This window comes from Saccharothrix sp. DSM 118769 (genome assembly GCF_052936295.1).
In genome coordinates this window covers 3,032,187-3,058,023 of the sequence record NZ_CP193627.1, presented here as the reverse complement: position 1 = coordinate 3,058,023, position 25,837 = coordinate 3,032,187, and the positions used below count along the sequence as shown (strand labels likewise).

Here is a 25,837-nt window from a genome sequence, read left to right as displayed (position 1 = left end):
CGCGCCGGGACAGCGGTTTCGGCCATTCGGCCGGACTTCGCCGGCACGGCGACAGGCCCCGCTCGGCGAGCGGGGCCTGCACGACCGGGGACTCAGCCGACCGGCGGGGACATCGTGAACCAGTTGAAGCCCTCGACCAGCGGCTTGTTCTGGTCGGCGTACGCCGTGCCGGACAGCTCCCAGCGCTCGACCGAGCGGTACGTGCCGGGCTGCAGGCTCTCGTTGACCGGCGTCGTCTCGTCGTCCTTCACGGGCAGGTACTCGTAGACCGACCGGCGCGTCAGCGTCACGGCCAGCGTCTCGTAGGCGGACTGCGTGTCGAGGTAGCCCGCCTGGCCGTGGTCCGCCGCCTCGGCCGGGTCGGCCAGCCGCAGCTGCACGAAGTCACCGCCGAAGGAGCCCTTGGCCGACACCACCGTGACGAGGTGCCCGCCGTCGCGCTTCAGGCTGTTCTGCGGACCCGCGACGTAGCGCCCGTACCACATCTGCACCGGGCCCTGGTTGAGCTTCTTGGCCAGTTCACCGGCGAAGTCCGGGCCGGAGGTGGTGCCGATCCCGCCGGTCGCCGTCGACCACCCGACATCCCGGGCGGGCTTGGTGGCGATGTTCCACGCGGTGCGCAGGTTGGTCGAGTTGGTGCCGTCCTCGACGCTCCACTGGGAGTCCGTGGCGATCCGGCCGATCGAGTTGGTGACGATGCCGTAGTGGGCCGGGTCCTTGGGGTCGAGGTTGCGGACCTTGGTGGTGAGCCAGCCGACCGGTGCCTGCTTCTCGTGCCCCCAGTAGTGCAGCACGTTGTAGAGCGACGACGGACCGCAGTGGGTGCCGCCGTTGGCCGCGAAGCCGGCGCGGTACTGGTCGACGTCGCTGACGCCGCACTGCTTGACCTCGAAGTCGGGGCCGGTGACGTCGGTGAGCTTCACGCACGGCGACGGCGTGCCGATGATCGGGTCGGCGGCGGCGAGGCCGGGCAGGGCGACGGAGCTGACGGCGGCGGTGGCGATGGCGGCGATGACGACCTTGCGCAACATGGGGTTCCTGCCTCCTGTGGAGGGGGCCACCTCCCGTGGCCCCTTCGCTGTCGATAGGAGAAGCCTGACCTGCGCAAACACCGATGTCATGAGGGTCGCCCCCTCAACCTCGGGCGGGAAAAAGATGGGTGTATCAGGACTGCCCCCACCCGCCTCCTACCCAGACGGGCAACAGCCCGCCCGCCGGAGCGGGGTGGTCCGGCGTCCGCGCACCGGCGTGGTCCCGACCGCGGAGGACTACCGCGACACCCCACCCGCGGACGGCTCGGCGGCCAGGCGGAACAGGTCCCGCGTCGGGTGCACGTCGACCGGGATGCCCGCCCCGACCTCGATGGCCTGCTCCCCGTCGACGAGGTGGCTCGTGGTGAACGGCGGCCGGCCCGGCACGGTGACCAGCATCCGGACCCTGGTGCAGCGGTCGTCGTCGGGGACGTACCCGCTGATCCCGACCAGCGGGATCATGGGACCGGCACACGACCAGGAGCCCGAGCACGGTCCAGACCGGCTGCTCGAAGAAGCCCGTCGGACGGTTCACCGGGCCTTCGGCCGCCGGGTACACGCACCCTCCTCACAGGTACGACAGTGCTGTTGCATCGGGTAGTGGACCACGCCCCCGGCGATCACCCGCCTGGTCCACACCTGAGGGCCGCTGCCCATCCGCGACCTCGTCAACGCCGGCCGGGATCGCGTCCCACCGGACGGAATCCGACGCCGGGTAGGACGACATGAGGTGGTGGAGCGCGGAGTGTCGCGGGTTCGTCACCGCCGCGGAGGTGGCGCCGGTGTGCGGACGGCTCAGTCCAGCCCGGCGCGCTTCCGGTGGGCCGCGTAGTCGTCGGCGACCACGCGGTGCGCCCGTTCGACGATGTCCCGCAGCTCGGCCAGCCCGATCTCCACCGCCCGCAACCCGCCTTCGCGGTGCCGGGCGGTCAACCAGGTGCGGTCACCGAAGCGGAACAGGAACGAGTGGAACGGGAACGTGATCTCGCCCCACTCCAGGAACGACAGCCGCTTTTCCCACGACGCCAGGACCGGGTCGTGCTCGCTCTCGACGACCAGGCGCTCGTGCAGCGCCCGCGGGTCGGTGCCGAGGACCGCGGCGTGCGGCGCCAGGTCGGGCCAGTCGTCCAGCGCGCGCAGCGTCAACCCCACCCGGAGCAGGAAGTTCGGCACGTACACCTGGTCGTCCCGGAACGTGAGGTTCTCGCCGCCGACGTAGATCGTGACGGAGCGCAGCTGTGCGTGCTCGGCCTCCGCGGGCCCCACCAGGACCCCGAACCGTGCCCGATCACCGATCACCGAACCCCTCCGGGTGTTCCGGGAATGCGCACCGTACCGGCACTACGGGCCTGCCCTCAGCGCATTTTCCGCGGGGCGATCCACCCCGGTCGAGCCCACGCGGCGGTGGTGCGTCCGGGAGGACGGGCTCCCGGACGCACCGACGTGCTCAGGCCACGGCCGCGTCACAGGGTGCGACGCCGGCGGAGGCGGCGACGGCGGTCGGCTCCGTGACGGGCGGGCCCAGGGAAGCGGGCCGGTTGCCGTCGCAGGTGCCGGTCCGCAGGCTGTCGCCACGGAGGGTGGTGAACATCAGGTACTCGTCACCGACCTGCAGGTAGACCAGGCCGCACGCCGATGTCTCCCCGTAGGTCCCGACCACGACGACGTCGGGGACGTCGCCCTTGTAGACGTCGCCGACCTTGAAGGTGTAGCGCAGGTTGCTCGGCGACTCGTAGACCTTGCTGATCACGGAACCGGCGAACACGTGGGTGGCGCGTGCGTACCGCTGCGGCTCCCCGCCGGGCAGGCACTGGCAGGCACTGGCCGTGCCGACGACCACACCGGTCAGCAGACCGACGACCAAGGTCGACACACCGGCCACTCGGGTCAGAAAACGCAGGAACACCAAGAGAACCTCCAAAGCGGAGCAGGACCCTTTGTCGGCGGTGTGCCCCCACGGTAGCGGCCCGAGGGCTCTCCGGACCAGACGACCGCTCGCACGCGGGACGTCGGCGAACAGCGCAACGCGACTCCCGGTCGGGCCCCGGCGCGTTCGGCGTCGACGCGGGCGGTCAGGCCGGTGGCGACGGCGGTGCGGGGTGGAACGCCGACAGTCCGCAGCGCCGTCGACTGGCGCGGCACGACGACCGACCGTGCCGCTTCGACTGGCCTACCTGAGGACCACCGTCCTGCAACACCGACTGGGTGATACCCGTCCGCGGTTCTCCCCCGCCGATCGGGCGTTCCCCATCGCGCGCCACCACGTCGCCTGACCTGAACGGACGACGTTTCGGCAGGCACACCGTTCCCGCCGCGGACGACGGGCGGGCGCACCGCCTGATCGACGGCTCGACAGGGTCACGGCGCGGTCGCGGTCGCGGGACCGCCGCGCCCGTCGGGGACCTCCTCGGCGGGCGCGGACCGCTTGGCCAGTTCGAGCGCTTCGATGTACTTGGGCAGTTCGTGCAGCGTCCGCCGCAGGTGTCCCCCGGTGACCTGTTCCTCGAACGCCGCGTCGGCGACGACCCTGTCGAGCCCGGGGTGGAGCCGGCGGAGCTTGTCCAGGGGCACGTCCCGCAGGAGGTCGACCATGCGCAGGCGGTCGGCGACCACGTCGAGCGTGCGCTTCAGGCCCGCGATGATCCGGTCCGCCTCCGCCGGCTCCAGCACGAGCCTGCCGTCGGCGGCGAGCAGCAGGAACAGGTCGCCGCCGAACTCCTCGCGCGGGAAGGGCACCGCGCCCTCGTCACCCGGGGGCATCAGGTGGACGATCGGTGCGCGGACCGGGCGCGGCTCGGGCGTCCCCGGTCGGGTGGGGTGACGTCGGGCACCGCCGACACCGCGTCGGCTCGTTGCGTACGGATGACCACGTCTACCGCCTTCCGGATGGCCTGCACCAAGCTGACCACGCGGTCGGTCACGTGACACCGCGCCGGGGAGGGCGTCTGCCCACCCGGGCCGCCACCTTTGCCCACAAGTCCGGCCGGCACCCGGCGCCGGTCCGGCGCGGTGAGCGGTGCTACACGTCCCCCACTTCCACGTAGCGCCCGGAGAGGTGGTCCGCGGCACCGGTGGCGATGCGGACGAGGGCGGCGGTCGCGTCGGCGACCGGGGTGAACCCGCCGTCGTCGCGGGCGCGCAACGTGAAGTCGAGGATGCCGTCGGCCCACGGGTCGCCGACGTGCCCCCGGTCCAGGTGCGCCCTGGTCATGCCGGTGTCGAGCAGGCCGGGGTCGAAGGCCACGGCGGTGACGCCGGTGCCCCGCAGTTCGCCGTCGAGGTTCGCGGTGAGCGCGATCAACGCGGCCTTGGACACGGCGTAGGCGCTCGCGTGCGGCCAGCGGAGCCTGCCGGCCCGGCTGACGATGGTGACGACCCGGCCGCCGCCGCGGGCGGCCATGCCGGGGACGACGGCCCGGGTCGCGGTCTGCGCCCCCCTCAGGTTGACCTCGAAGGTGCGCCACCAGTCGTCGGGGTCGACCTCCCAGGTCGGTCCGATGGGGCCGGGCAGGGCGGCGTTGTTGACCAGCACGTCGGCGTCCCACGGGACGACGGCGGCGGTGAGGGTGTCCGGGTCGGTCACGTCCGCCCGCGCGCGCTCGACGGTCCCGGGCAGGTCGCGCGCCAGTTCGACGGTCTCGTCCAGCGCGCCCCGGTCCCTCCCCACGACCAGCACCGAGGCGCCCACCCCCGCCAGTGCCACGGCGAACTCGCGGCCGAGCCCGCGCCCCCCACCGGTCACCACCACCCTCACCGCCGGTGGCCGGACGGGTTTGCCGGTCGCCGAGCGCGGGATCGCCGTGACGCGTTCGATCCGGCGGACGCGCTTCTGCGGCGCGACCCGCGCGGCGACGTGCGCGGTGATCTCGCCCAGCGCGACCTTGCCGGTCACCACGACGTACGCCTTGGGCACCTCGCCCGCCACGGGGTCGTCCTCGCCCACCACCAGGGCGTCGGTGACGGCCGGGTGGCCCACGAGGACGTCCTCCAGCTCCGCGGGCGAGACCTGGTGCCCCTTGTACTTGATCAGCGACTTGAGGCGGCCGACGATCCGCAGGTGGCCCCCGGGGTCGAGCAGCGCCAGGTCGCCGGTGCGGAACCAGCCGTCGGCGTCGCGCAGGGGCGTGCCGTCGAGGTAGCCGGCGGCGATCTGCGGTCCTCGCAACCACAGCTCGCCGGGCACGGCGTCCCGACCGGTCGCCGGGTCGACGAACCGGGCTTCGGTGCCGGGCAGCACCACGCCGACGGTCCCGGCCGGCACCGGGTGGTCGTCGGGGGTGAAGGAGACGCACCCGGCCTCGGTCATGCCGAAGCCCTGCACGACCGGCAGGCCGTACCGCTGCGCGAAACCGGACGCGGCCGCGGCGGGCAGCGGCGCGCCGCCGGACACCACGAGCCGCAGGGAACGCGGCACGGCGGGGCCCGGGAGCGCGGCGAGCCCGGCGACGACGCTCGGCACCAGGTAGGCGATGGCGGTGCCGGTGCCGTCCAGCAGGGCCGCGAACGCGGCGGCGTCGAACCGGCCCGGACCGATGACCAGGGTGCCGCCTGCGCGCAGGGTCGCGTTCATCGCCATCTGCATGCCGTAGACGTGGCGCAGCGGGCCGCAGCACGCGACCACCTCGCCGTCGCCGATGCGGTGCACTCGTGCGATCTGCGCGAGCCCCGCGGTGAGGTTGCGGTGGGTGACCACGACCTTCTTCGGCAGGCCCTGCGTGCCGCTGGAGGACAGCAGCACCGCGGGCCGGTCGCCCCCCGTCACCGGTTCGGGCCGGGCGGTGCCGGGAGGGACCGTCTCGTCGGGGCGGAGGACGGGGAGGGGCGGCGCGGGCCACAGGGCCTCCTCCGCGACGACGGCGCGGGCACCGCACCGCGCCAGGTCTTCGCTCCACCGGTCCTGCTTGTCCCGGGGGTCCAGCGGCAGGACCACGCCGCCGGCGGCGAGCACGGCGTGGTGGGCGATGACGAACTCGGCGCTGTTCTCGGTGAGGACGGCGACCACGTCGTCCTCGGTGACGCCGATGTCGCGCAGCCGCGCGGCCAGGCCCGCCACCGCGGCGGTCAGCGCGGCGTAGGTCCACCGCCGCTCACCGCCGCGGGAGTGGTCGACGATCGCGACCCGCCCGTCGAGCGCGGGCCGGTGGGGCAGCACGTACTCGGCCACCCCCGCGGTGCCCGGGTCGGCGAACGGGGCGGGGTGCTCGGTGGTCATCGGAACGCTCCCTGTTCGTGCGGGCTCCCTGTCCGTGCGGTCAGGGCCGGACGAGCACCTTCGTCGCGGTGCGCGCGGCCATCGCCCCGTAGCCCGAGGCGACGTCGTCGAGCGTCACCACGTGGTCGAACACCGGGGAGGGGTCGATCCGGCCGGACAGCACGTCGTCCACCAGGCCGGGCAGGTAGGCGCGGGCCGGTGCGAGGCCGCCGGTGACGGTGATGTTGCGCAGGAAGCACGTCATCATGTCGACCCCGCCGTGCGGGCCGCCGACCAGGGCGACGGACCCGCCGTCCGCGCACACCGCCATCGCGGTGTCCAGCGCGGACTGCTCGCCCACGGCGTCGACCACCAGGTCGACGCCGACCCCGCCGGTGGCCTCCCGCAGCGCGGCGTGCGCCTCGTCCCCGCGCGCGGTGACGAAATCGGTCGCGCCGAACGACTTGCCGATCTCCAACCGGTTCGCGTGGCGGCCGAACAGGAAGATCCGCTCGGCGCCGGCGTGGCGGGCGGCGAGGACGGAGCACAGGCCGACAGCGCCGTCGCCGACCACGGCCACGGTCGCGCCGGCGGGCAGGCCGGCCGAGGCGACGGCGTGCGTGCCGGTGGACATGACGTCGGCCAGCGCGAGGATGCCGGGCAGGCGCTCGTCGGTGGGGTCGGTCGGGACCGGGACGAGGGTCGCGTCGGCGAACGGCACCCGCACGGCCTCGGCCTGCCCGCCGCCGGCGTCGACGCCGAACATCCCGCCCGAGCGGCACGAACTGGTCACCCCCCGGCTGCAGGGCGCGCAGGCGCCGTCGGAGAACTGGAACGGCGACACGACGAGGTCGCCCGGGCGCACGGTCCGCACGTCCGCGCCGGTGGCCTCGACCACGCCGACGAACTCGTGCCCGCAGCGCGGTCCGCGCACCGGGCCGGGGTGGCCCGCGAAACCGCGCAGGTCGGTGCCGCAGATGCCGGCGGCCAGGACGCGCACGACGGCGTCGGTGGGTCCTTCGACGGCGGCGTCCGGCACCGTCTCGGTGCGCAGTTCCCCCGGTGCGTGCAGGATGGCGGCTCTCACGGTCGGTCTCCTCGGCGCTTCAGGACTTCTTGCGGGCGATGGTCAGGCCGTCGGCGACGGTCAGCAACACGGAGTCGACGCGGTCGTCGGCCTTCACGTGGGCGTTGAAGGCGCGGATGGCCGCGGCGTTGCCGGTGGCGTCGGGCAGGGCGGCCTCGCCGGCGTAGAGGACGTTGTCCGCCAGGATGAGGCCGCCGGGGCGGACGCGCGGGACCAGCAGCTCCCAGTACTCGGTGTAGCCGGTCTTGTCGGCGTCGATGAACGCCAGGTCGACGAACGGCTCGTCGGGCAGGGCGCGCAGCGTGTCGGCGGCCGGTCCGAGTTCGACGCGGATGCGGTCGGCGACCCCCGCCGCCGCCCACGCCTCGCGGGCGAGCGCGGTCCACTCGTCGGACAGGTCGCACGTGATCACCCGGCCGCCGGGGGCGAGGCCGGAGGCGAGCGCGAGCGTCGAGTAGCCGGTGAACGTGCCGACCTCGACCACGGTGCGGGCGCCGACGGACTTGGTCAGCAGGGTCAGCAGCGCGCCCTGCTCGGGCGGGATCTGCATCTCGGCGACGCCGCCGAGGGCGTGGGTCCGCTCGACCAGGTCCTGCTGCGCGGGCGTCAGCGGGAGCACCTGTTCGCGGACGTAGGCGAGCACGTCCTCGTCGAGCCGTACGGATTTCACGGTGTCGGGGCTGCTCATGGCGCGACCTTCCTCCGGGGGTGGGCGACCAGCTGCTCCAGGTGTTCCGGCAGCCCGGCCTGGAGCCTGCTCACGTCGTCGTTGTCGTAGTGCGCGGTGTCGGGGCGCGCGGCCAGGTCCTCGACGACGAGGGCCACCCGGTCGGCGAGCTGGTCGTCGAACTCGGCGCGGCAGACCCCGGCGCGGGCGATGCCGAAGAAGTCGTCGAAGCGGTCGCGGTCGGCGTCGGTGACGCGGGTGGGGTCCATGCCGGACTCGCGCAGCAGGGACTTGCCGCGGGGCACCAGGCGCTTGGCGACGGTCATGTGCACGAGCCGGTTGGTCCTGAGCGCGCGCTTGACCCGGTCGCCCGCGACCGGCTTGAACCGGCCGAGCAGGTCGGAGACGTGCTCGTAGTCCCGTGCCCACGTGCCGCTGAACGCCGGGTGGCGGGCCTTCATCCGGGCCCGGATGACCGTCGCGTAGGTCTCGGGCGAGCAGCTGCCGGAGTAGAGCAGCAGCGCGGAGTAGGCGTCGTAGAGCCCCGCCACGGCGTCGCCCGCCTCCTCCGGCGCGTCGGGGCGCAGGGCGTCGGAGAGGCGGTCGCCGAGCAGCCGCCACACGCAGACGGCGACGTGGTGGCCGAGCACCCAGCGGTACCAGCCCAGCGAATCGGCGTCGGACAGGGCGTCGGGCAGCCGGAGCGCGGGGGGCCGCCGGCACGGGGGGACGCAGTCGGCGAGGGCGGCGTCGGGCGCCGGCAGGCGCAGGGCGGGCAGGTCCGTGGATTCGGCCGCCGGTCCGGGCGCGTCGACCACGGCGGTCATGACCGGTCCGCCGGGAACGCCGCGTCGTGGACCAGGGTCGGGACGTGCCGCTCGACGAAGCGGTCGAGGGCGTCGGCGGCGGCGCGGATGTCGGCGTCCAGCGGCCGGTCGCGCTCGATCGGCTCGACCACCTCGGCGAGCGCGGCGACCAGTTCGCCGCAGCGAGGGGCCGTAGTGCCCCCCGGGCGCAGGTGGGCGGCCTGGCGCAGGGCGACGCCGAGGCAGCCGTGCAGCAGGCGCAGCGACCGCGCCTGGTCCAGGGCGGTGAGCGCCGCCTGGGTGCCGAAGGGGACGACGTCCTGGTTGTGCAGGTTCGTGGGGATGCTCTGCATGCTCGCCGGGGTGCAGGCGCGGCGCATCGCGACGACCACCGACGTGGCCACGACCTGGAGCCCCTGCACGCCGTGCTGCTCGCCCGCGCGCGGCGAGAGCATCGCGGGCAGCCCTTCGTTGCGGTGCGGGTCGATGATCAGGTCGAGCTGGCGCTCGGCGAGGTTCCCGGTCTGGGTGGCGGTCATCGACAGCATGTCGGAGGCGAACGCCGAGGGCTGGCCGAAGAAGTTGCCGCCGTGCGCGACCAGGTCCTCCTCGGCGAAGAACAGCGGGTTGTCGCTCACGCCCGCCAGGTCGCGGCGCACGACCTGCTCGGCCCACTCCATCCCGGACCGGGCGGCACCGAGGAGCTGCGGCACGCACCGCACGCTGTAGGGCTCCTGCAACGCCCGCTTGCCGGTGGGCACGGTGCCGTCGAGCCAGTAGGACAGCCGCTCCCCCACCAGGACGGTCTCCGGGTGGCCGAAGGCGGCCAGCAGCGACGGCGACAGGAACGCGGGCGCCGCGCCGAGCAGGTCGGTGAGCAGGGCGCTCAGGGCGATGGCGACCTCGTGCGAACGGCGGGTCGACGCTACCGCGAGCCCTGCCGCCGCCGTCGTCACGGACGTGCCGTTGACCAGCGACAGGGCGTCCCGCCCGCTCAGGACCAGCGGCGTCAGCCCGGCCAGCGCCAGGGCCTCGGCGGCGGGCATCCGCACACCGTCCACGTAGGCGTGCCCGACGCCGCGCAGGCTCTGCACGACGTGCGCGAGCGGCACCAGGTCGCCGCTGGCGCCCACGGAGCCCAGCGTCGGCACCGCCGGGACGAACGACGTCGCCACCATGTCCCGCAGCGCCCGCACGGTCTCCGGCGAGACGCCGGACAGCCCCCGCGACAGCGACCAGATCCGCACCAGCACCGCCGCCCTGACCACGTCCGCCGGCAGGTCGGGCCCCTGTCCCGCGGTGAGGTGCTGGAGCACGTTGTCGCACTGGTCCGCGGCGTCCGCGCGGCCGTCGAACACCACCAGCGGCCCGAACCCGGTGGTCGCGCCGTAGACCGGGCGCCCCCCGTCCAGGCAGCGGTCGACGAACGCGCGCCCGTCCGCCAGGTCCTGTTCGGTCCCGTCCTCGACGGTGACGGCGACGGGCTGTGCCGCCATTTCCAGGGAAGCAGGGGTGAGAGGTTCACCAGAGCTCAGGGAGAAAAGCGCAGGAGCCAACACCATGAGGAGTCCCTCGCCTTGGCACCACCGATACCTTCGGCGGTAATCCGGTCGTTAAATCTTTTATCACTACAGGTGAACACGGGAGGACGAACGCCACAGGAATAGCAACCAGAACAACTTGCAGCGGAAATTAGCACGCGCTCCCCACCCCTAAAACAGGGTGCGGATCAAGAGTTTCCCGTTCGTTCACACGAGGTGCACGTTCGTTCACACGGCACCGTCCGAAGTGGCGTCGACGTCCCTCCTCCTGTTCGGCGGCAGGCGATCCGCTCCGGCCGGTGCCCGTTCGGGACGAAGTGGACACCCGGTCCCTGCCCGTTCGGGCACCGTCGCGACGTCGTTCGTTGACCGCCGCCGACGGGCGGGCCGAGGCTCCGGCCACCGGCGTCCCCCGGCAGGACGCCCTCACCCCGGGGGATCACCATGACCGGCACGCATTCACGACAGCCGGCGGATTTCATGGCCGCGGCGTTCGCCCGACTGGGCCTCATCACCCGGGACCCCACCGACCTGCACATGGGTCTCGTCTTCCGGATGACGGGTCCGCGTCCTTCTCTGGACCTGCTGCGCGCCCGCGTGGCGGCGCGTATCGAGCGGCTCTCGCCGCTGAGGCAACGCCTGGTCCACGGTGAGGATGTCCACGGTGGGGATGTCCACGGTGGGGATGTCTGCTGGGAGGACGACCCCGACTTCGACGTCGCCCACCACGTCCGCGAACTGCCCGCGCACGTGGGTGTGCTCCCGGCGCGAACCGTACTGGCGGACTCGTTCGCGCCGGAACGCCCGCCGTGGGGGTTGTGGACGGCGCCCGACGGACCGGACTCCTGGTCGCTGTACTACCTGACGCACCACGCGCGGCAGGACGCCGGCGCCGCCGTCCGCACGGTGACCGCCCTGCTGGGCGAGGAGGAACCCGCCGCCGTCCGCACGGCCGCCGTTCGGCGTTCCCGGCGACGCGGGTGGTCCGGGCTCCTCGCACTGGCGCCCGACCTGGCGAGGACCTACGCCCCGGCACCCACCGCCACCCCCGGCGAGCACGGCCCCGGCCGGGTGCTGGGACAGCGGGCGGTCCCCCTCTCCGCGCTCAAGGACATCGCGGGGCGGACCGGCGCCACGGTCAACCAGGTGCACCTGGCGGCGATGGCCGAGGCGTTGGACCGCTGGGCGCCCGGCGGATCGCCGCGGCAGATCGCCCTCCCGATGGAAACCCGGTCCGGCGAAGAAGACGACCGCTTCACCAACCGGATCGGGCTGATGCGCGTGGCGCTGCCGGGCGGCGACGTCGACCGGGTGCGCGGTGTCGTCGCCGCGGCCGGCCGCCGACGCCTGGAACGGCACCGGCGGGCCTGGCGCGACGTGGCCGACCACGCGTCCCACCGGGCCGCCGGCTGGGCGCAACTGCGGATCACCGACCCGTCGCGCGTCGCGGTGACCCTGTCGAACATCCGCGTGGCATCACCACTGGTCCTGCTCGGTGCTCCGGTGACGGACGTGACCGCGATCCCGTGGCTGCCTCCCGGCCACACCTGCTTCGGCCTGCTCGTCGGCTACGGCGACGTCGCCCGGCTCTCCGTCCTGGCCCCCGAGGGCGCACCCGACCCCGCCGAGCTGGTCGACCTGTGGCACGACGCGGTCGACGCCCTGCACCACAGGCACGTCGGCGCGCGCATCGCCACGACGGGGTGACCGAGAACCCTCCCGATCACTTCCCGGTCGGCGACGAGCAGGCGGTCCTCGACGCCCTCCGGGACGTGGTGGGGCCGTCCGGAACGTTGGTGATGCCCACGCAGTCGTGACAGTTGCGCGACCCGGCCTTCCTCGGCCAGGAGCCTGCCGAGTGGTGGCCCGACTCCTGCCGGTACGCGCTCTCGTCGACTTCGCCGCACCGTGGTTCAGCGCACACCGAACCCGCTGGACACCACCCGACCACCGATATCCGATACCGGTACGAAGCTGATGGACAAAGCACACCACGGCCTGCGAAGTCGCCGGTCACGAAGCGACTTCCTCGTGCGAGCCGGGAGGTCCGGGCGGCGAGCTTCACCACTGCGAAGATCACAGGTTTTTCGAGCGGGATGACCCTTTGCGCATCTGCGCCCTCTCTGCGCGCCCGCTTCCTGCGCAAGCCCGAGTGGTTCGCAACGGGCAGTCACCGCAGTCGCGGTACGAGGATTCCCGTGAACATGAGGTACTCGCTCCACGCCACGATCGTCGCTACCCTCCGATTCCCGGAGGGACAACACGGCACGCGGCCCTGGACGGGACCGAGCGGACCCGTGGCCTAGGGTGCCGCGAGTGGACGTCCCGCGAACCGCGCCGGCCCGAACGTCGGGCGCGTTACTGCCTGTCGACCGGTACACGGCCGCGTTGCCCCGCAAAAGGACGGCCTCCGGGATGCTGTTCCGCGACCCGGACGGACGTGTGCTGCTGGTGCAGCCCTCCTACAAGCCGAACTGGGAGATCCCCGGCGGTGCGGGCGAGTACGACGAATCGCCGTGGGCGACGGCGGCCCGTGAGACGGCGGAAGAACTGGGGTTGCGCACGCCGACCGGACGACTGCTCGTGGTCGACTGGCTGCTGCCCCAGGACGGGCGTCCCGAGGGGATCGTGTTCGTCTTCGACGGGGGCGTCCTGCGCCCGGCGGACGTGGCGGCGATCAAGCCAGGCGCTGACGAGATCCTGTCCGCCTCGTTCCACACCATGACCCAGGTGCGGCCGAAGGTGAAGCCGGTGCTGGCGGACAGAATTGTCGCCGCGCTGCGTGCGGTCGAGCAGGGAACGACACTGTTGTGTGAACACGGCTCACCGATCGGGTGAATCGGGCAGGTCCACTCCAGGCGTTTCAGGCGCTCAGCGGTGCCGGTGGTGTGGCGGTGGGTTCGACGACCGGGTCGTGTCCCGCTGCGACGAGGCGGTCGCCCGCGAACAGGTAGAGGCTGTCGTGGATGCCGTCGGCGTAGAGCAGTGCGGTGAGGTCGCGTTGCGCCTTGGCGATGACGGACTCGGCCCGGAACCCGTCGGCGCCCACGAGGACTGCGAAGCAGGCAGTGGCGTCGGGTGACCACGCCGAGATCATCCGCAACGTCCGCCGCATCAGGCGCGTCACACTCGCACGATTGGCCTCGGCCACCGGGTACTCGATCGCGACGCTCTCGCGCATGGGGACCGGTAAACGACCACTGGACGACATCCCCACATTGCGACGCCTGTCCGACGCCCTGGACTTCCCGCCGCGCTGGGTCGGCCTGGCCGACACCCGCTGCGAAGCGGACAACGCCTCCCTGCCACGCGCCCACTCCCTCGCTGGGGTCTCCACCAACCTGTCGCCCGACGAGGAGACTGACCCGATGCGCCGTCGCACGCTGCTCACCGGAGCAGCCGCATCCGCCGTGCTGGTCGGCACATCGACACCCGCGCAAGGCCGCCCGGTCGCCGACTCCGTCGCCGCGCTGGAAAACGCCCTGCTGGCGCCCTCGCCCGTCGCCACGACGCTGCCCGTCGACACCCTGGGCCTGTCGGTGCGGCACGCGCAGACCGTCTTCCAGAACGGCCCACTACGGTTCAGTGATCTCCAGCCTCCCCGATCTGTTGACCAGGGCGGTCGCGACCCGCGCCGAATCCACCGGCCGACAACTGGAACTCGTGAACGGCCATCTCGCTCAATTGTTCGAACTCGTGTCCGAACTGATGGTCAAGTACGGCCGCGGGTGGTCCGCGTGGACCGCCGCCGACCGCGCCGTCCAGGCAGCCGACAACAGCGGAGACCCCCTGCTGCAGGCCGGCTCTCGCCGCATGTGGGCGATCGTGCTCCGCCGCGAAGGCCACCTCGACGTCGCAGAACGACTGATCGTCGATACCGCCACGACCGTGCAACGCGACCTGCACCGCAGCGCGGAGCACCTGACCGTCTTCGGCGCCCTGCTGTCCACGGCCGGGTACACCGCAGCGGTCGAGGGCGATCGCTCGAAGGCGCACACGCTGCTCGACGAAGCGCAGGCCGCCGCCCGCCGCCTCGGCACCGAACACGAATACCGGGCACTGCCGTTCGGCCCGACCGCGGTCGCGCTCTACCAGATCAGCACCGCCCGGGTGCTCGGGGACTTCGGTCAAGCCATCGAACTGGCGCGCCGCGTCGCTCCGCACGCCATCCCCAACGCCGAACGCCGGGCTCGCTACTGGTCCGACGTCGCCCGCAGCTTCCACCAGTGGGACAAACCGGAGCACGCCTACAGGGCGCTGCTCGCGGCGGAAATCGCGTCACCGGACGAAGTGCGCCACCGTGCGCCGATCCAGGGCATCGTCGCCGACCTGCTCGACCGCAGGACACGACTGTCGCTGCCCGGCTTGAACGCCTTCGCCACGCGGGTCGGCGTCGACACCTGACCGATCAGTCGGAGGATCGAGATCTGGCCCGAGCCGGCGTCCTCGGTTTCTCATTCGGAATCGGACCCCGGCGGTTCGGCCCCTTTCCTCGCGCTGGGGAGGTTCTGCAGTTTCCCGTCCTTGAGTTCGTAGCCGGCTTGTCGCGCTTTGTCCCGGACCTCTTGGACGACCTGTCGGTCGAGTTCGTCCGGGTCGGTGGTCAGCCAGTGGGGGAGGTCCCACCGGTAGAGTTGGCCGTGGGTTCTGGTGGCGACCACTTTGAAGCCGCACGCCTTGCCGATGACGTCGTTGACGGCGTCGATCACCCAGCTGCAGGCCCCGCACGGCATCAGATTCCCACCCAGCAGGATCTGGGTGCGTTCCCCGTTCTCCTCGGCTGTCGGGTTCTTCGACTTCTTCTGCTGGGCGACTATCTCCCCCAGCAGGTTCATCTCGCCGTGCACTCGACTTTCCGTCTGCCTGGCGTTGTCGTCGTCGGTGGTGGACCTGCTGTTCCAGACGAGGCTGCGCTTCAGGGCCGCGGCCACGCTCTTCTTCCACTCCTCGGGGAGGTCCGCCGGTCGGTACGCCTCTTGCACGACCCTGCGCGTCTTGCTCGCGTCCCTCCTCTGGCTCTTCGTCCCCCTCAGGGGGGAGGTTCCCCGGACATGGGCGAGGTAGTCGGTTGCACCTTGTCTTTGGGCGGGCGTGATCGGCTGCTGTTCGTTTCCCGCGACGTGCAGTTCGTCACCCTCAAGTCGTACCGCGAGGTGCGGCGTTATGCCCTCGCCTCTTCCCATCCCCTTTTTGAGGACACGTCCGATGCGGTCGAGCGTCCGCAGCTGCGGGTCGCGCTTGGCGATCTCTTTCAGTTCGTCTTTCGACGGGTAGGTGCTCTTCCTGGCGTGCGCCGGGTTCGACGCTCCCTGAGCCCGGCCGACGCCGGTGTCGCCCGGGTTTCCCCCCAGGCCGAGCTGGTCGAAATCGATGTCCTCCAGGTCGAGGAAATCTTCGAGGTCGCCCTCCGCCACGGCTTCCGCGACAGTCCCTCCCGCCTCTTCGGCGGTCGACCCGGCCTGGCCCTGCTCCGCGCCGGTGTCCCCCTGCCGCGCCTGCGGAGATGGTTCGTTCGGGTCGTAGTCGGACCAGTCGGAGACGTGGAGGTCGTCGTCCTCCACCTCGGCTTCCGGGGACCCCTCCTTCCTCCGTTGGGATGCCGGCCCCGGCTGCTCGCCCTCCGCGGGCCTCTTCCCCGGCGCGCGTTGCACCTGGCCGTCGCCGGTGCCGGACGCCTGTGCGGTCGCGGGATCGGTCCGGGTCGCCCGGCCGCTCGGCGGCAGGGACAGCGCACCGGTCGCGACCGCGTCCGCTTCCCGCTCGAAGCGATCCGCGGGATCGGAGACCCGGAAGCCGTGGCCCGTCTCGGCGCCGGACACGGGCCCGACCCGTTGTTGCAGGACGTGCACCAGTTCGTGGGCCAGCGTGTGCCGGTCGGTTCCGCCCTCGCCGAGGACCACGTGGCTGCCCGCGGTGTAGGCCCGCGCGCCGATCTCCGTCGCCGACCGACGGGCCGCTTCGTCGGCGTGCACCCGCACGTCGGAGAAGTCCGAGCCGAGCCTGTCCTCCATCTCGGCGCGGATCGGCCCCGCCAGTGGACGTCCCGGGGAGGCCACCACGTCCGGCACCGTCGAACGTTGGACCGCGGCCTGCTCACCGAGCAGGCCGGCCACGGCGGTGTTGCCGGCCGTGCGCTGCAACGCCACCAGCGCTGTCGGCGAGAGCTGCGTCGACGGCCGGCTTCCCGGCCCGTCCGCACGGGTGTCCTCCGACAGGTGGACGGGCTGAGCGCCCGGCGCCTTCTCCGGGGCCGGGGATTCGTGAGCGTGCACGCTTGACCTCCGCGCGAAGGGGCGGATGCGGACGACTTCGGTCTAGACGCGTCCGGCCGGGCGGCGAAGGGCACGGGGGGAACACCACGGGCACCACCGATGCCCCTTCGCGCACGGGTGTCGCCCCAGTGCCGTGTCGTTCACGGGCGGTCGGTCGCGGCGGGGAGGAGTTCGTCGAACCACGGGGGGTCGGCGCCGGGGCGGGTGCAGGTGATGGCCGCGACGCGTTGGGCGTAGGTGAGGGCCTCGGTCAGTTCGGCGCGGGTCACGGTGGTCAGGGTGGCGCGGGTGAGCAGTTCGTCGCGGTCGAGCGCGGCCAGCAGGCCGGCCGTGAAGGCGTCGCCGGCGCCCACGGTGTCGGTGACGTCGACGGACGGGGCCGGCAGGTCGACGCACCCGGCGGGGCCGGAGGCGTGGACGCCGTCCGCGCCCCGGGTGACGACGACGAGGACGGGTCCCTGCTCGTGCCACTCGGCGACGACGTCGGCGGTCGGCCGGTCGGGGGCGATCCACGCCAGGTCGTCGGCGCTGACCTTGACGACGTCGGCCATGCCGAGCCAGCGCCGCAGCCGGGCGCGCACGGCGGTGTCGTCGTCGACGAGGGAGGGGCGGATGTTGGGGTCGAGGGTGACGACGCGGCGGGGGTGCTCGCGGGAGAGCAGGGTCTCGAACGCCGTGGCCATCGGTTCGACGGCGAGGGCGAAGGAGCCGCCCACGTGCAGTGCCGCGTCCGGTGGCAGGTCGGTCGGGAGGTCGCCCACCCGCCAGCCGCCGTCGGCGCAGCCGTCGACGTAGAAGGAGTAGTCGGCCGCGCCGTTCCGGTCGACGTCCACGACCGCGAGCGTGGTCGGGGCGGTCGACGCGGCGACGTGGCGCAGGTCGACGTTGGAGGTCTCCAGGTGGGCGCGCAGCAGTGCGCCGAGGTGGTCGTCGGCCAGGCGGGCCAGCAGGGCGGTCGGCGTGCCGAGCCTGCCGAGGCCGACGGCGGTGTTGGCGGGGCTGCCGCCGGGCAGCGGGCGGTAGCCGCCGGCGTGGTCCGGCACGAGGTCGATGAGGGCCTCGCCACCAACGATGATCATGTCTTTCCCCTTGTCGGAGCGGTGGTGGGCGCGACCGCGGCCCGTGGGTCCGGTGTGGCCCGCCGAGGCGGCAGCCCGACGTGATGGTAAATCGAATTACCACGGCGAACAAGGGTCATCTTGATGTAACAAAACGGTAAAGTTGCCTCGTTACCACCTTGTTTACCTGGAACGCCTGCCCGCAGCATCGGCGCTCACGATGTTTCGATTTATCACCTCACCGTCGAGGAGACGTCACATGGCACGTCATGCCACCAGGGGCCTGGTGCGTCGCGCCGGGTTCGTCCTGGCCGCCCTGATAGCGGCCACGTCGCTCGGTCCACCGCCGGCGACCGGCGCCGCCGCCGAACCCGGCACCCTGGCCAACCCCGGCTTCGAGTCGGGCAGCCTGACCGGGTGGACGGCACAGGGGCAGGCGTTCTCGAACGCCGTGTCCTCGGACCCCGGCTGGGGTTGGGGCTGCTGCTTCAACCAGCAGGGCAGCTACCACCTGTGGGGCTTCAAGAGCGGTGGCGACGCGGCCACCGGCACGCTCACCTCGGACCCGTTCACCCTGACCGGCACCGGCGTGGTCAGCGTCCTGATCAGCGGCGGCCGCAACGAGAACACCCTCTACGCGGCACTGACCACCGCCGACGGCACGGTCCTGCACAAGGCGACCGGCACGGACGACGAGGCGTACCGCAGGGTCACCTGGGACGTCCGCGACCGCCTCGGCCAGCAGCTGCGGATCAAGCTGGTCGACCAGGCCACCGGCGGTTGGGGGCACGTCAACCTCGACGACGTCCGCGTCGGTCTCGACCAGCCCGCGGGCGGCGGCGTCACCAACCCCGGCTTCGAGTCCGGGAACCTGTCCGGGTGGACGGCGCAGGGGCAGGCGTTCGCCACCGCCCTGACCACCGAGACGAGCTGGGGGTGGGGGTGCTGCTTCGGCCAGCAGGGCACCCACCACCTGTGGGGCTTCAAGAGCGGCGGTGACGCGGCCACCGGCACGCTCACCTCGGACCCGTTCACCCTGACCGGCACCGGCGTGGTCAGCGCGCTGGTCGGCGGCGGCCGGGACGAGGCCGCCCTGTACGCGGCGCTGACCACCGCCGACGGCACGGTGCTGCACAAGGCGACCGGAGCCGACGGCGAGGCGTACCGCAGGGTCACCTGGGACGTCCGCGACCGCCTCGGCCAGCAGCTGCGCGTCAAGCTGGTGGACCAGTCGACCGCGGGGTTCGGGCACCTGAACTTCGACGACCTCCGCATCGGGCTCGACCAGCCCGCCGGGGCCACCGCCGCCCACTGGGACTTCCGGGAGGGCTCCGGCGCCTCGACCGTCGAACGGGTCAGCGGCCAGGCCGACCCGATCAGCTACGTGTTCAACCAGGCCGTCTACAAGCCCGAGAGCGACCCGCTGTGGCAGCCCGCGAACGACGGCAAGGGCGTGCTGTCCGAGGCGCTGCTGTTCGACGGCTACTCGACCTGGGTCAGCCGCGCCGCCGGGTCGGTGCCGCTGGACCAGGACGCCCTGACCGTCGAGGCGTGGGTCGCGCCGCAGGGGTTCGAGTGGGGTGACGAGGGCAAGGTCTCCGCGATCGTCAACCAGCAGGAGCAGACCGCGAACCGGGGCTTCTCCCTCGGCGTGGGGCGGCACGGCACCTGGAAGCTCGGCATCGGCACGGGCGACGCCTGGCGCGAGGTCACCGCTCCCCCGTCCGCCGCGCTGCGCACCGACGCGTGGGCGCACCTGGTGGCCACGTTCGACCCGGCCCAGGGCCGGATGCGGCTCTACCTCAACGGCGCGCAGGTCGCCGAGACCGCGATCCCGACCGGTGCCGGGTTCCAGCAGGCCGGTGTGCCGCTGCTGATCGGCAAGCACAACCAGCCGGCCATCATCAACGGCACCTTCGCGGTGAACATGTTCAGCGGCCTCGTCGACGAGGTGAAGCTCCAGCGCCGGGCGCTGACCCCGGCCGAGGTCGCCGCCGACCACGCCACGGCCCTGGCCACCTTCGCCGGCGGGACCATCCCGGCCGCCGACATCGTGCAGGACCGCTCGCGCTACGACGGGGACGAGTACCGTCCGGGCTACCACTTCACCGCGCCGAACCACTGGATGAACGAGCCGCACTCGCCGATCTTCGCCAACGGCCAGTACCACCTGTTCTACCAGCACAACGTGCACGGCCCGTACTGGCACAACATCAGCTGGGGCCACGCGGTCAGCAAGGACCTCGTGCACTGGCGCGACCTTCCGGTCGCCCTGGCGCCCACCGCGGGCAGCGTCGCCCCGGACGGCGTGTGGTCGGGTGGCGCGACCCTCGACCGGAACGGCGACCCGGTGCTGTTCATCACCGCGGGCGACGACTCCAAGCGCCCCAACCAGGCCACCGGCATCGCCCGCCCGGTGAACCCGGACGACCCCGACCTGGTGGAGTGGCGGATGGAACCGCGCCTGGTCACCGAGCAGCGGGCCGACCTCGACGTCGGCGCCGGCCGCAAGGTCCGCTTCGGCGAGTTCCGCGACCCGTACGTGCGGCAGGAGGGCGACACCTGGTTCCAGCTCGTCGGGTCGGGCGTGCAGACCACCGGTGGCGGCGACGTCGGCGGCACCGCGCTGCTCTACACCTCCACCAACCTCACCGACTGGACCTACGCCGGTCCGCTCATGACCGGTGACGTCGGCGCCCACCCCAAGACCGGGCAGGTGTGGGAGCTGCCGGTGCTGCTGCCGCTCGGCAAGGACGCCGCGGGCAGGCAGAAGCACGCGTTCCTGGTCAACCCGGCGTTCACCAGCGCAAGCCCGCACAGCAGCAAGAACACCTTCTACTGGGTCGGCACCTGGGACGCGAACGCCCGCCGCTGGACGCCCGACACCACCACGCCGAAGCTGTTCGACTACGGCGAGCACTTCACCGGCCCCAGCGGCACGGTGGGCCCGGACGGCCGGTCCCTGCTGTTCAGCATCACCCAGGACCGGCGCACCGAGCAGGCGCACTTCGACGCCGGGTGGGCGCACAACGCCGGCCTGCCCGTCGAACTGGGCGTGCGCCCCGACGGGGACATGGCGATCAACCCGGTCCGCGAGGTGGCGGCCCTGCACGACGGCGCGCCGCTGCTGGAGGTGAAGACCCCCACGGGCATCGGGGCCGTCAACACCTCGTTGGCGGCGATCAAGGGCGACATGCTGCACGTCCGGCTGACCGTGAAACCGGGTACCGCGCAGCGCTTCGGCCTGGACGTGCTGCGCAGCCCCGGCGAGGAGGAGCGCACCCGGCTGTTCTACGACACCGGCAGCGGCCAGTTCGGCGTGGACCGCACCCGCGCGGGCAACAGGTCCAGCCTGGAGGCCGACCTCGGCGTGCACAGCGGACCGCTGGCGCTGGAGGGCGGCAAGGTCGCGCTCGACGTCTTCGTCGACCGGTCGTCGGTCGAGGCCTTCGCCAACTCGCACAGGTCGATCACGACGCGGGCGTACACGCACCGCGACGACTCCCTCGGGTTGGGGCTGTTCGGCGACGGGGCGGTGGTCGAGTCCATGACGGTCTGGCGCATGGGGACCATCACCGGGTGACGCACCCGTCCGGCACCGCGCGGCGCACCGCCGCGCGGTGCCGGACCCGTGCGCGGACCGTACTGTTGTCGCGACGCGGGGCCGCGGTGCCGGTGTGCCCGGTGCCGCGGTCTCCCGCGAGCGGACGAGGGGTGACGATGACGAGTGGACGACGGGTGACCATGGCCGATGTCGCCCGCAGCGCGGGGGTGTCGCCGACGACGGCGTCGTTCGTGCTGTCCGGGCGGGAGGGCGTGCGGATCTCCGAGGCCGCCCGCGCCCGGGTCCGGGAGGCGGCCGAGGCGCTGGGCTACCGCCCCAACGCGACGGCCCGCAGCCTGCGCACCAGGAGCACCAGGACCATCGGTTTCGTCTCCGACGGCATCACCACCACGCCGTTCGCCGGGGACGTGGTGCGGGGCGCGCTGGAGGCGGCGGCGGAGCGCGACCACTCGCTGATCATCACCGAGGCGAACGGGGTGGCGGCCTCGGAGTCCGCGGTGGTCAACGTGCTGCTCGACCGGCAGGCGGACGCGGTGATCCTGGCGACCATGTTCACCCGCTACGTCGTGCCGCCCAAGGAGCTGCACGGCCGCCGGGTCGTGCTGCTCAACTGCCTGGCGCCGGGGTTCGACGCGCCGTCGGTCGTGCCCGACGAGATCGAGGCGGGCCGGACGGCCGGCCGCGTGCTGCTCGACGCCGGCCACCGCTCGGGCATCTGGGCCGTGGGCGGCCACCAGGCCGTGCCCGCCACCCCGGAGGGCATCTTCGCGGGCAACGAGCGGATGCGCGGCCTCCAGGAGACCCTGCGCGCGGAGCGGGCGATGCTCGACGGGGTGGTGGAGTGCGGGTGGAACGCCGAGGACGGCTACCGCGAGGTCCGGGCCCTGCTCGCCGCCGGCGTGCCGCTGCGGGCGCTGGTGTGCTCGACCGACCGCGTGTCGTTCGGGGCGTACCAGGCGCTCGCCGAGGCGGGCCTGTCGATCCCGGGTGACGTGTCGGTCATCTCCTTCGACGACCAGGACATCTCCTCGTGGCTGCACCCCGCCCTGACGACGCTGGCGCTGCCGCACTACGAGATGGGGCGCCGCGCGGTGGAGCTGGTCCTCGACGAGGGGGCGGGGGTCTCCGGCGTGCACCGGGTGGCGATGCCCCTGCGGGAACGCGGATCGGTGGCCGCGCCGCGTCCCTGAGCGGCACGGCCCTGAACTGCACGACCTTGAGCAGTACGAGGGGCCCGGTCGGGACGCTGCGTCCCGACCGGGCCCCTCGGCGTGGTGGACGCGGTCAGCTCGCGCGGGTGTGCAGCTCGTCCTCGCCCGCGGCGGTCCGCCGCCCGCCGGCGGTCAGCTCCCAGACGTCGACCACGTGGTCCGGTGCGCCGGTGGTCCGCAGCCGCCACGGCGCGGGGCCGGTCGGGTAGCAGCGCAGCGTCAGTGCCTCGCCGCTGCCGAGGAACACCTCGACGATCGAGCCGTCCACGATCGCCCTGAAGTCCACCGAGCCGTCCGGTGCCCGCGACCCGCCCAGCGGGACCCGGTAGCGCCCCTTGAGCGCGCGCGGGTCCAGCGAGGCGTGGTCGCGGTCCACGACCAGCTCGCCGGCGACCGGGTCGACGACGAGGTCGAGGTGCTCGCCGGCCGCGGTCTCCAGGCGCACGCCGCACGGCGCGTCCGAGCGGGGGCGCAGCCGGGCGGTGAGGTCGAAGGCGGGGCCGACCTCGCCGAGGTCGTCGGCGCGGGACCAGCCGGTGGCGTGCGCGAGCTTGCGGCCTCGGTGGCCGAGGACCTCGGCGGCGGGCTGCTGGCGCACGCGCCCGTCCTCGGTGAGCGAGACCTCCCGGGGAACGCTGAGGACGCCGGCCCAGCCCGCCTCGCGGGTCCACTCCCGGTCGCGGGCCTCCCAGGACCAGCCCCACAGCAGCCAGCGGCCGTCGGGCGCGTGCAGCAGGGCGGGCGCGTAGAGGTCCGGGCCGTGGTCGAGGGGCTGGTGGCCGGTGGGGACGAACCGGTCGGCGTGCTCGCCGCCCACGTAGGCGCGCGTGCTGCGGGGGCCCGCCACCGCGTCCCACAGGCTCACGACGAGGACGCCGCGGTCGCCGAAGTCGGCGTACTGGGGGCACTCCCAGCCGGTCCAGCCCTCCACGCCCGGTCCGTCGGCGAAGAACGGCCCGAGGTAGTGCCAGTCGGCGAGGTCGGGTGACTCGTACAGCAGGGCCGCGCCGCGCTCGCCGGTGACGCTCGCGCCGACGAGCATCCGCCACCGGTCGCCGTGGCGCCAGACGTAGGGGTCGCGGTACATCGAGGTGCCCTCGGGCGGCACGGGGATCACCAGCCCGGGGTGCTTGCGCCAGGTGACGCCCCCGTCCTCGGACTCCGCGGTCGCGATCGGCTGCCACCAGCGGTCGGTGCGGTAGGCGGAGTAGAACGCCAGCATCCGGTCGCCGCGGGAGACGGCGTTGCCGGAGAAGCAGCCGTCGGCGTCGTCGCCGCCGGGCGTGGGCGCCAGCGCCACCGGCAGCTCCTCCCACGTGACGAGGTCCGCGCTGCGCTGGTGTCCCCAGTGGACGCCGGTGTGGTCGGGCCCGTGCGGGTTGTACTGGAAGAACACGTGGTAGTGGCCGTCGTGGAAGGTCAACCCGTTGGGGTCGTTGACCCAGTTCCGCGGCGGCCTGAGGTGGATCGCGGGCAGGTGGGTGTCGGGAGTCGACAACGGAGTCCTCGTGGTCGGAGCGGTCATCCCTTGACGCCGCTGGAGGCGATGCTGTCGATGAACGACCGCTGGAAGGCCAGGAACAGCGCGAGCACGGGGACGGTGATCATCGACGAGTACGCCATGACCTGTCCCCAGGAGACGTTGAGCTGGAAGAAGTACTGGATGCCGACCATGACCGGGCGCAGCTCCTCGTCCTGCACGACCATGAGCGGCCACAGGTAGGAGTTCCACGCGGGCAGGAAGGTCAGGATCGCCGCGGTCGCGACGGCCGGGCCGGACAGCGGCATGACGATCCGCCGGTAGATGCCGAACCAGCCCGCGCCGTCGATCAGCGCGGCCTCGTCGAGCTCCTTGGGGATGCTCTGGAAGTACTGGTGGAACAGGAAGATCGAGAACGCGTTCGCGACGAAGGGCAGAATTTGCACCCGGTAGGTGTCCAGCCACCCTTCGGTGAGGGTGAGGCCGAACCCGTTGACCTCCAGCCAGGGCAGCTCGTTCACCCACCAGACCATCGGCAGCGCGAAGGTCTCGAACGGCACGATCAGGGTGGCGATGATGACCGTGAGCAGGAGCTTGCGGCCGGGCCAGCGCATCCGGGACAGGGCGAAGGCCGCCAGGCTGTTGACGAGGATGCCCAGGACGATCGTGATCGCCGAGACGCCGAGGGAGTTGAGCAGGAACCGGATCGCGGGCACGCGGTCGAACACGGCGGTGTAGTTCTCCAGCGACAGGCTGCCGACCGGCAGGAACGCGCGGGGGCTGCCGAGGTCGCCGAAGATCTGCTGGTCCGGTTTGAACGACGAGACCAGCATGAACACCACGGGGAACGCGAAGAACAGCGCGAGCGCGACCCGCAGGGCGTGGACGGGCAGCCCGCGCAGCACCGCCCGGGGAGCGGGCCGGGGTGACCGGGTCGTCATGTCAGTCCTTCTCCCTGGTCAGGCGGCGCTGGACGAGCGAGACGACGAGCACCAGCACGAAGAACACCAGCGAGATCGCCGAGGCGTACGCGGTCTGCTGCTGCTGGTAGCCGCTGCGCACGGCCTGGTGGACCACCGTGGTGGTCGAGTCCAGCGGCCCGCCCTGGGTCATCACGTTGACCTGGGTGAACAGGCTGAACGCGGAGATGGTGATGGTGATCAGCACGAAGGTGCGGGTGGCCCGCAGTCCCGGCCAGGTCACGAACCGGAACCGCGTCCAGCGGCCCACGCCGTCGAGGGACGCGGCCTCGTAGAGGTCGGCGGGGATGGTCTGGAGACCGGACAACCAGATGACCATGTGGAAGCCCGCGCCCTGCCAGACGGACATGAACACGATCGCCGCCAGCGACGTCGAGGGGTCGTTGAGCCAGTCCGGACCTTGGACCAGGCCGAGGGTGACCGCGTCGATGACCCGGTTGAGGAGGCCGTCCTGCCGGTAGAGGAACGTCCACACGATCGACACCACCACCATGGAGGTGACCACCGGGATGAAGTAGACGGTGCGGAAGAAGTTCGTGCCCCGGAAGCGCCCGTTGACCAGCAGGGCCAGCCCGAGGGCGAGCCCCGCCTGCACGGGCACCACGACGGCCGCGAAGGTGAACGTGTTGAGCAGCGAGCGGAGGAAGACCGGGTCTTCCAGCAGCAGGGCGAAGTTGCGCAGGCCCACGAACCGGGCCGGGGTCGGCGAGATGAGGCGCGCGCTGGTGAAGGCCAGGGCGAAGGCCAGGCAGACCGGGACGACGAAGAAGACGAGCAGCAGCAGGACCGCGGGGCCGGCCATGCCGAGGGCGGTGAGGCCCTCCCTGCGGCGGGCGGCGCCGAGCGTGCTGCCGGGTGCGCGTCGCAGGCGCGCGCGGAGGGGAACAGCGGCGGTCACGGGATCTCCGGGCGGAACGGGCGCGCCCGGTGGAGACGGTCGGGTCTCCA

At 72.6% G+C, this 25,837-nt stretch carries 22 protein-coding genes; 6 read left to right on the top strand and 16 right to left on the bottom strand.

Features of this window, described 5'->3' with window-relative positions:
• Positions 1–92 precede the first annotated feature (92 nt).
• From ACRAKJ_RS13935 to ACRAKJ_RS13890, 10 genes are all read right to left on the bottom strand, one after another.
• Positions 93–1,031, bottom strand: coding sequence for a hypothetical protein (locus ACRAKJ_RS13935; protein WP_438925199.1), 939 nt, complete (start codon positions 1,029–1,031; stop codon positions 93–95).
• Positions 1,032–1,268: 237 nt separating this feature from the next.
• Entirely contained in the window at positions 1,269–1,493 is a 225-nt protein-coding gene (locus ACRAKJ_RS13930; protein WP_438925198.1) for a hypothetical protein, read from the bottom strand.
• Between the two features lie 333 nt (positions 1,494–1,826).
• Complete coding sequence (locus tag ACRAKJ_RS13925) at positions 1,827–2,330, bottom strand: hypothetical protein (protein ID WP_438925197.1); 504 nt, start codon at positions 2,328–2,330, stop codon at positions 1,827–1,829.
• Positions 2,331–2,478: 148 nt separating this feature from the next.
• On the bottom strand, positions 2,479–2,904 hold the full coding sequence (locus tag ACRAKJ_RS13920) for a hypothetical protein (protein ID WP_447008965.1): 426 nt from the start codon (positions 2,902–2,904) through the stop codon (positions 2,479–2,481).
• A 485-nt stretch (positions 2,905–3,389) separates the two neighbouring features.
• Positions 3,390–3,791, bottom strand: a complete 402-nt coding sequence (locus tag ACRAKJ_RS13915; RefSeq protein WP_438925195.1) for a hypothetical protein — start codon at positions 3,789–3,791, stop codon at positions 3,390–3,392.
• A gap of 259 nt (positions 3,792–4,050) precedes the next feature.
• Positions 4,051–6,243: an SDR family NAD(P)-dependent oxidoreductase gene (locus ACRAKJ_RS13910; RefSeq protein ID WP_438925194.1), complete on the bottom strand. Its 2,193-nt coding sequence runs from the start codon at positions 6,241–6,243 to the stop codon at positions 4,051–4,053.
• A 40-nt stretch (positions 6,244–6,283) separates the two neighbouring features.
• Positions 6,284–7,309, bottom strand: coding sequence for a zinc-binding dehydrogenase (locus ACRAKJ_RS13905; RefSeq protein WP_438925193.1), 1,026 nt, complete (start codon positions 7,307–7,309; stop codon positions 6,284–6,286).
• A gap of 19 nt (positions 7,310–7,328) precedes the next feature.
• Positions 7,329–7,997 (bottom strand): class I SAM-dependent methyltransferase, encoded by a 669-nt coding sequence (locus ACRAKJ_RS13900; protein ID WP_438925192.1) that lies wholly within the window; start codon positions 7,995–7,997, stop codon positions 7,329–7,331.
• Entirely contained in the window at positions 7,994–8,803 is an 810-nt protein-coding gene (locus ACRAKJ_RS13895) for an L-tyrosine 3-hydroxylase (protein ID WP_438925191.1), read from the bottom strand. The genes ACRAKJ_RS13900 and ACRAKJ_RS13895 overlap by 4 nt, the downstream gene beginning before the upstream one ends.
• Positions 8,800–10,278 carry an aromatic amino acid lyase gene (locus tag ACRAKJ_RS13890; RefSeq protein ID WP_438925190.1) on the bottom strand — a complete coding sequence of 493 codons (1,479 nt, stop codon included), beginning with the start codon at positions 10,276–10,278 and terminating at the stop codon, positions 8,800–8,802. The genes ACRAKJ_RS13895 and ACRAKJ_RS13890 overlap by 4 nt, the downstream gene beginning before the upstream one ends.
• A gap of 489 nt (positions 10,279–10,767) precedes the next feature.
• Here ACRAKJ_RS13890 and ACRAKJ_RS13885 point away from each other — a divergent pair, with 489 nt between their 5' ends.
• The 3 genes from ACRAKJ_RS13885 (at position 10,768) to ACRAKJ_RS13875 (ending at position 13,161) form a co-directional block, all read left to right on the top strand.
• A complete protein-coding gene (locus ACRAKJ_RS13885) occupies positions 10,768–12,030 on the top strand; it encodes a hypothetical protein (RefSeq protein ID WP_438925189.1) in 1,263 nt (420 codons plus the stop codon).
• Complete coding sequence (locus ACRAKJ_RS13880; protein WP_447008964.1) at positions 12,027–12,140, top strand: AAC(3) family N-acetyltransferase; 114 nt, start codon at positions 12,027–12,029, stop codon at positions 12,138–12,140. Before ACRAKJ_RS13885 ends, ACRAKJ_RS13880 begins: the two co-directional genes overlap by 4 nt.
• 490 nt (positions 12,141–12,630) lie before the next feature.
• Positions 12,631–13,161 carry an NUDIX domain-containing protein gene (locus tag ACRAKJ_RS13875; protein WP_438925188.1) on the top strand — a complete coding sequence of 177 codons (531 nt, stop codon included), beginning with the start codon at positions 12,631–12,633 and terminating at the stop codon, positions 13,159–13,161.
• 25 nt (positions 13,162–13,186) lie between these two features.
• Here ACRAKJ_RS13875 and ACRAKJ_RS13870 read toward each other — a convergent pair whose 3' ends face one another.
• A complete protein-coding gene (locus ACRAKJ_RS13870; RefSeq protein ID WP_438925187.1) occupies positions 13,187–13,504 on the bottom strand; it encodes a hypothetical protein in 318 nt (105 codons plus the stop codon).
• Positions 13,505–13,908: 404 nt separating this feature from the next.
• Here ACRAKJ_RS13870 and ACRAKJ_RS13865 point away from each other — a divergent pair, with 404 nt between their 5' ends.
• A complete protein-coding gene (locus tag ACRAKJ_RS13865) occupies positions 13,909–14,727 on the top strand; it encodes a hypothetical protein (protein ID WP_438925186.1) in 819 nt (272 codons plus the stop codon).
• Between the two features lie 50 nt (positions 14,728–14,777).
• On the opposite strand, the gene ACRAKJ_RS13860 is transcribed toward ACRAKJ_RS13865, so the two are convergent.
• Positions 14,778–16,595 carry an eCIS core domain-containing protein gene (locus ACRAKJ_RS13860; RefSeq protein ID WP_438925185.1) on the bottom strand — a complete coding sequence of 606 codons (1,818 nt, stop codon included), beginning with the start codon at positions 16,593–16,595 and terminating at the stop codon, positions 14,778–14,780.
• 140 nt (positions 16,596–16,735) lie between these two features.
• Entirely contained in the window at positions 16,736–17,674 is a 939-nt protein-coding gene (locus tag ACRAKJ_RS13855) for a PfkB family carbohydrate kinase (protein ID WP_438925184.1), read from the bottom strand.
• A gap of 238 nt (positions 17,675–17,912) precedes the next feature.
• Between ACRAKJ_RS13855 and ACRAKJ_RS13850 the strand changes: the two genes are divergently transcribed.
• Together ACRAKJ_RS13850 and ACRAKJ_RS13845 are read left to right on the top strand one after the other, a co-directional pair.
• Positions 17,913–21,236, top strand: a complete 3,324-nt coding sequence (locus ACRAKJ_RS13850) for a GH32 C-terminal domain-containing protein (protein ID WP_447008963.1) — start codon at positions 17,913–17,915, stop codon at positions 21,234–21,236.
• A 137-nt stretch (positions 21,237–21,373) separates the two neighbouring features.
• Positions 21,374–22,408, top strand: a complete 1,035-nt coding sequence (locus ACRAKJ_RS13845; protein ID WP_447008962.1) for a LacI family DNA-binding transcriptional regulator — start codon at positions 21,374–21,376, stop codon at positions 22,406–22,408.
• Positions 22,409–22,502: 94 nt separating this feature from the next.
• Here the strand turns inward: ACRAKJ_RS13845 and ACRAKJ_RS13840 are convergent, their stop codons facing one another.
• Genes ACRAKJ_RS13840 through ACRAKJ_RS13830 form a run of 3 tightly spaced genes read right to left on the bottom strand, consistent with a single transcriptional unit; the run spans position 22,503 to position 25,787 of the window.
• Positions 22,503–23,927 carry a glycoside hydrolase family 32 protein gene (locus ACRAKJ_RS13840; protein ID WP_447008961.1) on the bottom strand — a complete coding sequence of 475 codons (1,425 nt, stop codon included), beginning with the start codon at positions 23,925–23,927 and terminating at the stop codon, positions 22,503–22,505.
• A 23-nt stretch (positions 23,928–23,950) separates the two neighbouring features.
• Positions 23,951–24,850: an ABC transporter permease subunit gene (locus ACRAKJ_RS13835; RefSeq protein ID WP_438926841.1), complete on the bottom strand. Its 900-nt coding sequence runs from the start codon at positions 24,848–24,850 to the stop codon at positions 23,951–23,953.
• Between the two features lies 1 nt (position 24,851).
• Positions 24,852–25,787: an ABC transporter permease subunit gene (locus tag ACRAKJ_RS13830; RefSeq protein WP_438926842.1), complete on the bottom strand. Its 936-nt coding sequence runs from the start codon at positions 25,785–25,787 to the stop codon at positions 24,852–24,854.
• Positions 25,788–25,837: the final 50 nt, after the last annotated feature.

Bases quoted from the DNA above. Each gene is read 5' to 3' on its own strand.
- ACRAKJ_RS13935 (WP_438925199.1), bottom strand. From the start codon at position 1,031: ATGTTGCGCAAGGTCGTCATCGCCGCCATCGCCACCGCCGCCGTCAGC.
- ACRAKJ_RS13930 (WP_438925198.1), bottom strand. From the start codon at position 1,493: ATGATCCCGCTGGTCGGGATCAGCGGGTACGTCCCCGACGACGACCGC.
- ACRAKJ_RS13915 (WP_438925195.1), bottom strand. From the start codon at position 3,791: ATGCCCCCGGGTGACGAGGGCGCGGTGCCCTTCCCGCGCGAGGAGTTC.
- ACRAKJ_RS13910 (WP_438925194.1), bottom strand. From the start codon at position 6,243: ATGACCACCGAGCACCCCGCCCCGTTCGCCGACCCGGGCACCGCGGGG.
- ACRAKJ_RS13900 (WP_438925192.1), bottom strand. From the start codon at position 7,997: ATGAGCAGCCCCGACACCGTGAAATCCGTACGGCTCGACGAGGACGTG.
- ACRAKJ_RS13895 (WP_438925191.1), bottom strand. From the start codon at position 8,803: ATGACCGCCGTGGTCGACGCGCCCGGACCGGCGGCCGAATCCACGGAC.
- ACRAKJ_RS13890 (WP_438925190.1), bottom strand. From the start codon at position 10,278: ATGGCGGCACAGCCCGTCGCCGTCACCGTCGAGGACGGGACCGAACAG.
- ACRAKJ_RS13885 (WP_438925189.1), top strand. From the start codon at position 10,768: ATGACCGGCACGCATTCACGACAGCCGGCGGATTTCATGGCCGCGGCG.
- ACRAKJ_RS13870 (WP_438925187.1), bottom strand. From the start codon at position 13,504: ATGCGCGAGAGCGTCGCGATCGAGTACCCGGTGGCCGAGGCCAATCGT.
- ACRAKJ_RS13855 (WP_438925184.1), bottom strand. From the start codon at position 17,674: ATGATCATCGTTGGTGGCGAGGCCCTCATCGACCTCGTGCCGGACCAC.
- ACRAKJ_RS13850 (WP_447008963.1), top strand. From the start codon at position 17,913: ATGGCACGTCATGCCACCAGGGGCCTGGTGCGTCGCGCCGGGTTCGTC.
- ACRAKJ_RS13845 (WP_447008962.1), top strand. From the start codon at position 21,374: ATGACGAGTGGACGACGGGTGACCATGGCCGATGTCGCCCGCAGCGCG.
- ACRAKJ_RS13835 (WP_438926841.1), bottom strand. From the start codon at position 24,850: ATGACGACCCGGTCACCCCGGCCCGCTCCCCGGGCGGTGCTGCGCGGG.